The organism is Lachnospira eligens, assembly GCF_009680455.1.
Lineage (GTDB): Bacteria > Bacillota > Clostridia > Lachnospirales > Lachnospiraceae > Lachnospira > Lachnospira eligens_A.
Genome location: NZ_WKRD01000002.1, coordinates 270,344 through 282,771 on the forward strand (window position 1 = coordinate 270,344; position 12,428 = coordinate 282,771).

Consider the following 12,428-nt stretch of genomic DNA (forward strand, 5'->3'; position numbering starts at 1 on the left):
CCATTATTCTCTAAGCATGCTGTCCCTGACTGGTTTTCTCAACCTTAACTTTAAGTATCATTCTTCCTCGTACATCAAGAGTTCTGAATATATATCCTTTGTATTCTACCTCAAAGTTCTCCCCGTCATCAGGTATCTTCCCAAGCTTATAAATCATAAAGCCGCTCAAAGTATCAATATCTTCGCATTCAAACTCTATTCCTAACTTAGCTTCTACATCCTCAAGATCCGCCTGACCTTCTATTATATATGAACCGTCTGCGTCGGTTACAATCTGTTCTTCTTCTTCATCATATTCATCAAGAATATTACCAACGATTTCTTCAAGTATATCTTCCATCGTGACAATTCCTGCTGTCTGTCCATATTCATCAACAACAATAGCCATATGAATCTTTTCTGATTGCATCTGTCTGAATAACGGACTTATATTTCTTGTTTCAGGTATACAATATGGCTTAAAAAGTACTGTATCTTCTACATCTCTAAGCTTCCTATCCTGATTATCCTTATCAACATATATTTTAAGAAGATCCCGGATATGTAAAATACCTGTAATATTATCAATGTCTCCATCATACACAGGATATCTTGAATAATTCTCTTTCATTATCCTGTCAAATGCTTCTCTGACAGTAATATCATCATCAAGTGCCACGATATTGTTTCTGTGCGTCATTACATCAGACGCCTGTTTCTCGCCGAATTCAAAGATATTACCTATCATCTCAGCTTCATTTTCTTCAAGAACACCCTGTTCATGGCTCTCATTAACCATATCCATTATCTCTTCTGTTACATCTTCATCTCGTTTTCCCCTGCCAAATAACTTAAGCAGAGATGAAAACCTCTTTTCTTTCCCATCCGCGGGATGGCCGTCATTCATAGCTTTCCTCCATATTTATAAGTTGTTCTTTAATAAATAATTATCATTTCAATAATAACACATTATTATGCTGATAGTCAATTCATCTCAAGGCTTACAGACAATGCTTTATTCACCTGTCCTATTATATCATTATCAAGGTGACATACCTTATCTTTAAGTCTTCTTTTATCTATTGTTCTCAACTGTTCTAACAGAATAACCGAATCCTTTACCATATCGTATCTGGCAGAATCGAGTTCAACATGAGTCGGCAGTTTGCTTTTATGCATCTGGCTTGTTATTGCTGCACAGATAACTGTCGGACTATGTTTATTCCCCGTATCATTCTGAATTATAAGTACCGGTCTTATTCCCCCCTGTTCTGAACCAACCACCGGTCTTAAATCTGCATAAAAAATATCTCCTCTTTTTATTACCACAACTGTCACACTCCTAAAGCTATATTTCTTACCTTGGCTTTAGTATTGCCTGATTTTAAGTGTGTATTCAGTTATCATTTATCTTTTCAGGACATATGCAATTGCTTCTGATATATCTGCTGCCGTCATTCCGGCTCTGCCTTTGCCTGATGCCGCATAATCCCCTGCTTTGCCATGAACATATACAGAAAGACATGCTGCTTCAAATGCATCTAACCCCATGGCTGTCATTCCTGCAATAAGTCCAGTAAGCACATCACCGCAGCCTCCTGTGGACATTCCGTCATTTCCAGTACAGTTAATATATACTTTCTGTCCGTCAGTAACTACTGTTCTTGCATCCTTTAATATGCATATACATGAATGTTGTATTGCATATTCCTTAGCAGACTCAATCATATGCTCTTTAATATCAGCAACTGTCTTTCCTGTAAGCCTTGACATTTCCATAATATGAGGTGTGATTATAATCTGCCCTTCTCTGCTTCCTTTATAATCAATATGTTCGCCAGCAATAATGTTAAGTGCATCTGCATCAAGTATTCTTACTTTATCATCTCTTTCAAGAACACATCTGGTAATCTCTGCTGCTGCCACGTTCATAGATAATCCCGGTCCCACAGCTATACTTTTTGCCCATTCAAAATCTGCTTTAAGTTCTGCTGCCAGCGGCATATTATCCTGATATGTTGATATCAGACATTCTGGCATTCTGCATAACAGTGCTGTCTTATTAATCTCATGTGTAAGTACCTTTACAAGCCCTGTTCCACTTCTGTATGCGGCTGATGCACTAAGAATTGCGGCTCCTCCCATATTCTTAGAGCCTGCTATAATAAGTGTTCTGCCATATGTTCCTTTATTAGAATCAGGTTTTCTTACAAGAAGTCTGCCCACATCTTCATCGTCATATGTAAAAATACTGCCGAAACATTTGACTTTTTTATGTAATATATCCTCTGTTACAAATCCTGCATTAATGACTTTTACACTACCACTGTATGAAGCTCCCGGGTAAAACATGATACCTGTCTTATTATATCCAAATGTGATTGTGTAATCTGCTTTGACAGCAATTCCCATAATCTGTCCATTATCTGCACTTATGCCTGACGCAATATCAACGGCAATTATCTTCGTATCAGGATTCTCCCGGGCTTTATTAATTGCTTCTATAACCTGCGCATATCTTCCCTCAACTGCTCTTGATAAGCCAATGCCAAATATTGCATCTATAATATAATCATATTCAGAAAAATCAATATTGCCATCATATTCAACACAGTCAATTCCAAGATTACCGACAATTGATTTCTGAAGCCTGTATTCATCAGTTCCCTCCGATGTACCAGCAAACACAACATGTACATCAATTCCATCTTCATTAAGCTGTCTTGCTGCTGCAAGACCATCTGCACCATTATTCCCGCTTCCGCATACACACACAACTTTTATTCCTGTTTTCTTATTGTTGTGCTCTGCATGCTTTCTTAAAAAAGCTGAAACCCCCAGTGCTGCTCTTTCCATAAGCACCACTGAGGGAATCCCAAATTCATGTATTGAGCAGTTATCAACTGCTTTCATTGTATGTGAATCAGTTAAATATCTCATACCTCTTCCTCATTTACCTTATCAAGTTCCTTCATAACGTCAGGTCCTAATATGTCATGCATTGCAGAATACATGCGGTTATTCACCTCTTCCTTATCTTGCTTGATAAGTATATTCTTCTTTAACTTTACTCTTGTTGCATTAATCCACTTATCCAAAACCTCAAGGTCTTCCTTATTACTGTTAATCTTGTTATAACACACCTTTACTGTTTCAATCATAAGACGCTCATTGGCATTAACAAGATCTCTTGGAATATCGAGTGCTTCATCTTCAAGAGAATTAATCTTATCCTTAGCTTCCTGAATAAGTCTCTGATTCTTCTCCATCACTTTTGCTCTCTTAGGATCATTATCATCATCCTGCATATTATCAACAACATCCTGAATAAGCTGATTCTTTATTTTTTTTACTTCCTTAATATCATTATTAACCTGTCCCTGCTTCTTAAGAAGCTCATTAACCTGTTTTTCCCAATAACAGATTTCATCAGTCTTTAATTTATCCGTTATAAGATGATACCATCTCTCATCGAGAGTAAGTATCGGTATCTGTTTTATGGCTGTACAACTTTTCAGCTTTTCAATATCAAGTTCTGCCATATTATCCTCCCAAACAGTTACTTCCTGTTAGCAATAGTGTATGAAAGTCTCATAAGACTTTCTGACAAATGTACATTTTCAACAATAACATCATCCGGAAGATTAAGATCTGTATGTGCAAAGTTCCATATAGCCTTAACTCCTGCATCAGCAACAACCTTCGCTATCTGTCTGGCAGCTTCCTTCGGAATAGTGAGTGCAACAATCTCAATTTCATTATCTTTAATAAAATCAGTAAGCTCATTCATCATTCTTACTTCTATTCCACGAATCTTAGTTCCTTTAATCTTAGGATTATTATCAAATATTCCCTTAATAACAAAACCTCTCTTCTCGAAATCACTATAGTTAACAATAGCCTTTCCTAAATTACCGGCTCCGATTATAACCATATTGTGATTACGGTCTATACCAAGAATCTTACCAATCTCTTCATAGAGATACTGCACATTATATCCATATCCCTGCTGACCAAAGCCACCAAAATTATTAAGATCCTGCCTTATCTGTGAAGCAGTTACTTTCATTCTGGCGCTCAGTTCTTTAGACGATATTCTCTGCACACCAGACTCTATAAGTTCTCCCAGATATCTGTAATATCTTGGCAGTCTTCTTATTACCGCCGACGAAATCTTTTTCTCTTCCATTAAACCAAACCTCCAGACCACGATTGCTCATTTTACCAAGATATAAACGAGTATATAAATATACTATAATAAGCTATACATAGTATAACCATTTTTTTCTCATATGTCAAAATTTTAACCAAGAACTCTTTTAGCAATATCAACAGATTCTTTTGCATCCTTTGCATAGAAATCTGCATCTATCTCTTTAGCATATTCCGGTGTAAGTACCGCACCTCCAACCATGACCTTGCAGTCAAGATTATTTTCTCTTATAAGTGCAATTGTTTCCTTCATAGATACAAGTGTTGTTGTCATAAGAGCTGATAATCCGCACAGTTTAACATCATTATCTCTTATTGCATCAACAACTGCCTGGTACTCAACATCCTTTCCAAGGTCAATAACATCATACCCATAATTCTCTAGGAGAACCTTAACAATATTCTTTCCTATATCATGAACATCACCCTTGACTGTAGCTATAACTATCTTTCCTTTGCTTACAGGGGCATTATCAGACATAACCATATGCTTTCTTATAACTTCAAATGCTGCCTGTGCAACACCTGCTGACATAATAAGCTGTGGAAGGAACAATGTACCCTTCTCGAATTCAGCACCTATCTTATCAAGTGCAGGAATAAGCACCTGATTAACAATCTCCATTAAATCCATCTTCTTAAGAAGAGCCTCTGTTATCTCAGCACCTTCATTCTTAAGTCCTTTTTCAACAGCATAGAAAAGATCATCTCCTGTATAGTTTCCATCTTTCTTTTCCTTCTTGACAGGATCAATCTTAGAAACATTTGGCATAGCGCCATAGTTTTTTATGTAATCAACTGAATTCTTATCAATATTAGCAAGAAGCTTATACGCCCTTACCGCGCCTGTCATCTCTGGGATGTTAGGATTGATAATTGCAAGGTCAAGTCCGTTAGTAAGTGCCATTGTAAGGAAAATGTGGTTTACAAGCACTCTGTTTGGAAGTCCGAATGAAATGTTAGAAACACCAAGCACTGTCTTTAAGCCAAGCTCATTCTTAACTGTATGAAGTGCATTAAGAGTTTCCATTACGCCCTCCTGCTCAGCAGAAGCTGTGAGTGTAAGGCAGTCAATATAAATATCTTCTTTAGGGATTCCCATTGCAACAGCCCTGTCCATAATCTTCTTTGCTATCGCAACTCTGTCCTCTGCCTTCTTAGGAATACCATCTTTATCAAGTGCGAGTCCTATAACTCCTGCACCATATTTCTTAACAAGAGGAAGAACATTGTTAAGAGACTCCTCCTCACCATTAACTGAATTGACAAGCGGCTTACCATTGTATACACGGAGTGCTGCCTCAAGTACTTCTGGTATTGTAGAATCAATCTGCAGCGGAACATCCACAACTGCCTGTAATGACTTTATTGTATCAATCATCATTTCACGTTCATCAATTCCCGGAAGGCCTACATTGACATCAAGAATATCTGCGCCACCTGATATCTGCTCTAAAGCCTGTCCAAGAATATAATCCATATCGTGTCTTAACAAAGCTTCCTTAAAAAGCTTCTTACCTGTAGGATTGATTCTTTCACCGATAATTCTTGGTTCATCAACAACAACAGTGCTTGTAGCTGAACACACTGCACCTGGAATATATTTGTGTGGTGCTGCCGGATTGCCTTCTCTTTTTAACATCTCTGATAATTCTTTAATGAACTCAGGATTAGTTCCACAGCAGCCGCCGAATATCTTAATGCCATATTTTCTTAAATCCTTCATGAAATCTGCAAACTGGGCTGCAGTAACATTGTAAAGGTTAGTTTCAGGGTCAGGAAGTCCTGCATTAGGCTTTACTACTATCGGAAGATTAGTCCATTTTACAAGTTCTTCAATAACCGGCTCTAATTCTTTAGGTCCTAATGAGCAGTTAACGCCAAGTGCATCAACACCAAGTCCTGTAAGTGTAAGAGCCATTGCCGATATAGAGCAGCCTGTAAAGGTTCTCATATTCTGTTCAAATGTCATCGTGGCAACAATAGGAAGGTCGCTGTTTTCCTTAGCTGCAAGTACAGCAGCCTTGACATCTAAAAGGTCAGTCATTGTCTCAAATACAACAAGGTCTGCTCCCGCAGCTGCTCCTGCCTTTACTATCTCGGCATACATATCATATGCTTCTTCAAAGCTTAATACACCTGTTGGCTCAAGAAGCTGTCCGATTGGTCCTACATCGAGTGCAACAAGGCCGTCCGGCTTTACTGTATCTCTTGCCTTCTTTGCATTGACAATCCCGGCAGTTACAAGCTCCTCAACACTTTTTCCGCATTCTTCAAGCTTATATCTGTTTGCACCAAATGTATTGGCATATACCACATCTGATCCTGCATTGTAATACTGCTCTGCAATTGAAACAAGAAGCTCAGGTCTTGTTATATTAAGTACTTCCGGCGTCTCTCCCATCTTCATGCCCGCTGCCTGAAGCATTGTCCCCATAGCACCATCAAATATTATATAATCCCTAGTTTTCAAGAGTTCTCTGAATCTGTCAGCCACTACAATGTCCTCCCATTTCTCTGTATGCGCAGGTTTTATTAAGATTGCATGTTGCACAACCTCTGTTCTTAGTACTTACAGGCTCCTTAGTAAGTCCAATAACCGCAGTTACCGACTTTACCGGAGCCAGCATATATGATTTATTAAGATTAAGTCCTATCTTTTTACCGGCGTCTAACACCTTCAGAAAAGGCTCCTGCATGCTTATTGGCAGGTCACCATAACCAATTCCAAACCTGAATGTCTGGTAATAATCAGGATATTCCTCTCTTAAAAGCTCTTCAACCTTATCACATGTCTGTTCAACAGCTACACTTGCCAGACTGTCAAACACCAGTGCCTTAGCCATATCCGTAAGCTGCAACACTCTTAGCTGTCTGTCAATACCTTCCGATATCGTTACAGCCATGCATATTGCACTGTCACATTTATACAGATGTTTCTTAATGGACTCGCCCGGAAGCACCATGCTTGTATTCTTAAATGCCACACCGTCTTCATTAACTGTAAAATCAAGCTTCTTATAAATAAATCTTGGAACTGCGGTCTTTAATACAAGCTCCTCACATTCATCCATAAGCTCTTCCACCCGTTCATCAGGTGCATTTTTTTTATAACCCAGATATCTTAACGCTTCTTTTCTGTTAAGACTGGTAAGCTTAATACTTTTCTCCATTTCTTCTTACCTTGCCGCTTTTACTTCTGCGTTCTTTAAGTTTGTCATGTTTTCCACGGGACTCGTCTTTTCTTCTTCTTGTATCTGGCTTTGACTTGGATTTTCTTGCCGGCTTGGCAGATACATTTGCTTTCTCTACATTAACCTTTCTGCCCTTGATAAGTACATTGTCATTCATTGCTGCAAGTACTGCTTCCGCATGCTTTGCAGGAACATCAACAAATGTATAATTATCCATCATATCAATTGCACCGACAAGTCTTCCCGGCATTCCGGATTCTCCTGCAATCGCTCCAAGAATATTGGCTGGTGTAATCTTGTCCTTCTTACCAACATTAATAAAGAGTCTTACCATTCTTGATGTATCTGCATTTTCATCAAAATGAAAATTCTCTACCTCATCGATTCTGTCCAATGTATCTCCAACTATCATCTTAAGAAGAGCTGCTGCCATATCCATTGATGTATAATCTTCCTGATTAACATGCTCCTCAACCATATCAAGCATGGCTCTGTGCTCATCAGCTTCAATCATCTCTTTAATCTTGTCAAATATACCATCCATCTTGGTGTTCTTGACATCATCAAGTGATGGGATTGGCTTTGCAAGAATCTTGGTCTTGCAATATCTCTCAATATCCTTTAACTTATATACTTCTCTTCCAGATATAAATGAAAGTGCAAGTCCTGATTTTCCAGCCCTTCCTGTTCTTCCTATTCTGTGTACATAATATTCTTCGTCCTGTGGAAGGTCATAGTTAAATACTATATCAACTCCGTCAACATCAATTCCTCTTGCCGCAACATCAGTTGCAATAAGAATTTCTGTCTTTCCACTTCTGAAATCGTCCATTACACGGTCTCTCTGTTGCTGTTTCATATCTCCGTGTATACCGTCAGCAAAATATCCTCTGCCCTTAAGCTCTGATATAAGCTCGTCTACCTGTCTCTTAGTGTTACAGAACACAACTGACAGCTTAGGATTGTATATATCAATAAGACGGCTTAAGATTTCTGTTTTATTCTTAGGTCTTACTTCATAATAAAACTGATCAATATTAGAAACTGTAAGTTCTTTTCTTACAACCTTTATAATCTTAGCGTCTTTCTGGAATTTTCTTGCAATCTCCATTATAGGCTTAGGCATTGTAGCTGAGAAAAGAACTGTCTGTCTTTCCTCTGGTGTCTCTGTAAGAATTGTTTCCATATCCTCACGGAATCCCATATCAAGCATCTCATCAGCTTCATCTAATATAACCATAGATACCGAATCAAACTTAACAGTCTTTCTTCTCATATGATCCATAACTCGTCCCGGAGTTCCAACAATAATCTGTACACCGGCTTTTAACGACTTAATCTGTCTTACAATCTCCTGTCCGCCATACACCGGTAACACCTTAATGTCACTCATGTACTTGGCAAGCTTTCTTATCTCTTCTGCAACCTGTACTGCAAGCTCTCTTGTAGGGCACAGTACAATTGCCTGTGGTTTCTTAACATCTGGATTAATCTTCTGTAACATAGGGATAGAGTACGCAGCAGTCTTACCTGTTCCGGTCTGTGCCTGTCCGATAACGTCAATTCCTTCCAATACTGCAGGAATGGCCTGTGTCTGTATAGGAGATGTCTCCTCAAAGCCCATATCCTCTACCGCTCTTAAAATTCTTTCATCAATATTTAATTCATCAAATTTCATTCTTTAATCTCCATTTCTATAACTTGTTAATTTTACATTACAGAAAGCCATAAGTCAAAGTAATAATTGCATTTTATTTCTTGTACATATATAATCGATTGTGAATATTAATTCAGGCTTTGCCAATTTTGCTATATACTTATATATCTGCTCATGTGGCGGTGTGCGTTTGCTGCTGTGTCTGTGTGTGCCATATGACCGATATATTGCGAACTGTGTGGGAGTTAATGCCGCTATATACATAAGGGCGGTGTGCTAAAGCTCGTTCAAGCGAAGCGCGTTTGCTTTCGCACACCGTAATAAGCTTTGTAGATAGCGGCATTTACTCCCACTAAGTGTAGCAATCCTTGAGGGCATATGGTATACACAGACACAGAAGTGAATGCACACAGCCTCATGAGCGGCTGAATATATGATATGGCAAAATTGTCAAAGTCTGAATTTCAAAAGGAGTTTTTATGATTTTATCTTGCAATAACATTAGTAAATCTTTCGGAACGGACATTATTATTAAGTCTTGTTCTTTTAATATAGAAGACCATGAGAAGGCTGCCATTGTTGGAATCAATGGTGCCGGTAAATCTACTCTGTTAAAGATTATCACCGGTGAAGAGCCTGCTGATACAGGCATTGTCACTCTTGCTAAGGATAAGACTCTTGGTTATCTTGCTCAGCAGCAGGACCTTCAGTCTGACAGAAGCATTTATGATGAGCTTCTTTCTGTAAAGCAGTATATCCTTGATATGGAGAGTGAATTAAGAAGAATTGAGGCTGCCATGAACAGTGCTTCAGGTGATGAGCTTGATGCTCTTATGAACAGATACACCAATCTTAATCATGAATTCGAGATGAATAACGGTTACGCATATAAAAGCGAGATTACAGGCGTACTTAAAGGTCTTGGTTTTGCTGAAGAGGATTTCTCTTTACATGTAAATACCTTATCCGGTGGCCAGAAAACCCGTGTATCTCTAGGTAAGCTATTACTTTCCAAGCCTGATATTATTATGCTTGATGAGCCTACCAACCACCTTGATATGGAATCTATAAGCTGGTTAGAGAATTACCTTCTTAATTACAATGGTGCGGTTCTTATCGTTGCACACGACAGATATTTCCTTGATAAGATTGTAAGCAAAATTATCGAGATTGATAACGGTGACTGTACTGTATTTTCTGGTAATTACACAGATTATGCCTCAAAGAAGGCAATTCTTCGTAATATGAAGTTAAAGGAATACTTAAATCAGCAGCGTGATATTAAACATCAGGAAGAGGTTATTGCCAAGTTAAAGCAGTTTAACCGTGAGAAATCCATCAAACGTGCGGAGAGCCGTGAAAAAATGCTTGATAAGATTGAGGTTGTTGACAAACCAGTTGAGCTTAATGCCAGGATGAACATTAAACTTGAGCCATCTGTTATAAGTGGTAATGATGTCCTTACTGTTACTGACCTTACCAAATCGTTTGACGGCAATACACTTTTTAATAATATTAATTTTGAGATTAAGCGTGGTGAACGTGTTGCTTTAATAGGTAATAACGGAACTGGTAAGACTACTATATTAAAGCTTATTAACGGCATTATCCCGCCAGACAGCGGAAGCATTTATCTTGGTGCTAAAGTTTCCATCGGTTATTATGATCAGGAACACCATGTTCTTGACCCTGACAAGACTCTTTTTCAGGAGATTCAGGACGCATATCCTGACCTCAACAATACACAGATAAGAAATACTCTTGCAGCATTTCTTTTTACTGATGATGATGTATTCAAATATATCCGCGATTTAAGTGGTGGTGAACGCGGACGTGTTTCACTGGCAAAGCTTATGCTTTCCAATGCCAACCTGCTTATTCTCGATGAGCCTACTAACCACCTTGATATTGTATCCAAGGAAATTCTTGAGAATGCCCTTAACAGCTACACTGGCACAATTCTTTATGTCTCACACGACAGATACTTTATTAATGCAACAGCAACAAGAATAATTGAACTCACTAACCAGAATATTGTTAATTATATTGGTAATTATGATTATTATCTGGAAAAAAGGGATATACTTACAGCAAAGGCTTCCCCTGATGCACAATTGAGTTCTTCTGATAACACTACTAAAAAAGATTCAAAACTCTCATGGCAGCAGTCGCGTGAAGAACAAAATAAGCTTAAGAAAAAGCAGAATGAAATTAAGAAAACCGAAATAAGAATTGCTGAAATTGAAGACAGATTATCCGCTATTGATACAGAATATTCAGATCCTTCAATAGGCAGTAATACAGCCCGTTTAATGGAACTTCATAATGAATCCACTCAACTAAAGAAAGAATTAGACGAACTGTATGAACACTGGGAAGAATTAATGGATGAAATATAAGTATTTACATTCAGCAAAAAGTGCCAAAAATCCCCATTTTGAGCCACTTTTTATTGACAAATCATGAATCTAGGAGTATAAATAATCTATACTTATTATTACTTAATTTTTTAAGGAGGACAATTAAATCATGAATAAGACAGAATTAGTTGCTGCTATCGCAGAAAAGGCCGGACTTTCTAAGAAGGACGCTGAAGGTGCTGTTAAGGCTTTCACAGATACTGTTGCAGAGCAGTTAAAGGCTGGCGAGAAGATTCAGTTAGTAGGTTTCGGTACATTTGAAGTTGCTGAAAGAGCTGCTAGAACAGGAAAGAATCCTCAGACAGGCGAAGCTATTAAGATTCCTGCTTCTAAGGCTCCAAAGTTCAAGGCTGGTAAGGCTTTAAAGGATGTTGTTAACACACCTGCAGCTCCAGCTAAGAAGTCTAAGAAGAAGTAATTAATTATGACTTTTAAAGGCTGTCACTTATGTGGCAGCCTTTTTTCTCTTTATTTAATTAAGTTCATGAAATTGAGGTTTATTAATTATGGAAATCGAACGCAAGTATCTTGTGTCAGGCATCCCTGACAATATAGATTCTTATCCCTGCCGCTTTATTGAACAGGGCTATCTTAACACTGCTCCTGTTGTCCGTGTAAGACGCGACAATGATAATTACTATCTCACTTATAAGGGTGGCGGAATGATGGCCAGGGAAGAATATAATCTTCCACTTAACAAAGAAGCCTATGAACATCTGATTAAGAAAGCTGATGGCAATATCATCACCAAGAAGCGTTATGAAATCCCTGATGGCAATGGATATACTATTGAACTTGACATATTTGAGGGGCTCTTTACTGGCACTATCCTTGCAGAAGTTGAATTTCCAACTATCGAAGCTGCTAATTCATATACTGCCCCTTCATGGTTTATTGATGATGTTACTAATGATCCTGCTTATCATAACAGTAATATGAGCAGAAAAGTTTTCTAATAATATAGAG

At 38.1% G+C, this 12,428-nt stretch carries 11 protein-coding genes; 3 read left to right on the forward strand and 8 right to left on the reverse strand.

Going from position 1 to position 12,428, the window contains the following annotated elements:
* Nucleotides 1-10: 10 nt before the first annotated feature.
* The 8 genes from GKE48_RS03180 to GKE48_RS03215 all read right to left on the reverse strand — a co-directional run bounded on the left by GKE48_RS03180 (nucleotide 11) and on the right by GKE48_RS03215 (nucleotide 9,063).
* Nucleotides 11-886: a hemolysin family protein gene (locus GKE48_RS03180; RefSeq protein WP_022099125.1), complete on the reverse strand. Its 876-nt coding sequence runs from the start codon at nucleotides 884-886 to the stop codon at nucleotides 11-13.
* Nucleotides 887-963: 77 nt separating this feature from the next.
* Complete coding sequence (locus tag GKE48_RS03185; RefSeq protein ID WP_022099126.1) at nucleotides 964-1,308, reverse strand: type II toxin-antitoxin system PemK/MazF family toxin; 345 nt, start codon at nucleotides 1,306-1,308, stop codon at nucleotides 964-966.
* A gap of 78 nt (nucleotides 1,309-1,386) precedes the next feature.
* Nucleotides 1,387-2,919, reverse strand: a complete 1,533-nt coding sequence (locus tag GKE48_RS03190; protein ID WP_022099127.1) for a bifunctional ADP-dependent NAD(P)H-hydrate dehydratase/NAD(P)H-hydrate epimerase — start codon at nucleotides 2,917-2,919, stop codon at nucleotides 1,387-1,389.
* Nucleotides 2,916-3,521, reverse strand: a complete 606-nt coding sequence (locus GKE48_RS03195) for a hypothetical protein (protein WP_022099128.1) — start codon at nucleotides 3,519-3,521, stop codon at nucleotides 2,916-2,918. The genes GKE48_RS03190 and GKE48_RS03195 overlap by 4 nt, the downstream gene beginning before the upstream one ends.
* Before the next feature lie 17 nt (nucleotides 3,522-3,538).
* Nucleotides 3,539-4,168 (reverse strand): redox-sensing transcriptional repressor Rex, encoded by a 630-nt coding sequence (locus GKE48_RS03200; protein WP_022099129.1) that lies wholly within the window; start codon nucleotides 4,166-4,168, stop codon nucleotides 3,539-3,541.
* 114 nt (nucleotides 4,169-4,282) lie between these two features.
* A complete protein-coding gene (locus tag GKE48_RS03205) occupies nucleotides 4,283-6,688 on the reverse strand; it encodes a homocysteine S-methyltransferase family protein (protein ID WP_330583085.1) in 2,406 nt (801 codons plus the stop codon).
* Complete coding sequence (locus tag GKE48_RS03210) at nucleotides 6,681-7,364, reverse strand: vitamin B12 dependent-methionine synthase activation domain-containing protein (RefSeq protein WP_022099131.1); 684 nt, start codon at nucleotides 7,362-7,364, stop codon at nucleotides 6,681-6,683. Before GKE48_RS03210 ends, GKE48_RS03205 begins: the two co-directional genes overlap by 8 nt.
* Nucleotides 7,348-9,063 carry a DEAD/DEAH box helicase gene (locus tag GKE48_RS03215; protein ID WP_022099132.1) on the reverse strand — a complete coding sequence of 572 codons (1,716 nt, stop codon included), beginning with the start codon at nucleotides 9,061-9,063 and terminating at the stop codon, nucleotides 7,348-7,350. Before GKE48_RS03215 ends, GKE48_RS03210 begins: the two co-directional genes overlap by 17 nt.
* A gap of 458 nt (nucleotides 9,064-9,521) precedes the next feature.
* Here GKE48_RS03215 and GKE48_RS03220 point away from each other — a divergent pair, with 458 nt between their 5' ends.
* From GKE48_RS03220 to GKE48_RS03230, 3 genes are all read left to right on the forward strand, one after another.
* Nucleotides 9,522-11,441, forward strand: coding sequence for an ABC-F family ATP-binding cassette domain-containing protein (locus GKE48_RS03220; protein ID WP_154300427.1), 1,920 nt, complete (start codon nucleotides 9,522-9,524; stop codon nucleotides 11,439-11,441).
* 130 nt (nucleotides 11,442-11,571) lie between these two features.
* Entirely contained in the window at nucleotides 11,572-11,880 is a 309-nt protein-coding gene (locus GKE48_RS03225) for an HU family DNA-binding protein (protein ID WP_022099134.1), read from the forward strand.
* An 88-nt stretch (nucleotides 11,881-11,968) separates the two neighbouring features.
* A complete protein-coding gene (locus GKE48_RS03230) occupies nucleotides 11,969-12,418 on the forward strand; it encodes a CYTH domain-containing protein (protein ID WP_022099135.1) in 450 nt (149 codons plus the stop codon).
* Nucleotides 12,419-12,428 lie beyond the last annotated feature (10 nt).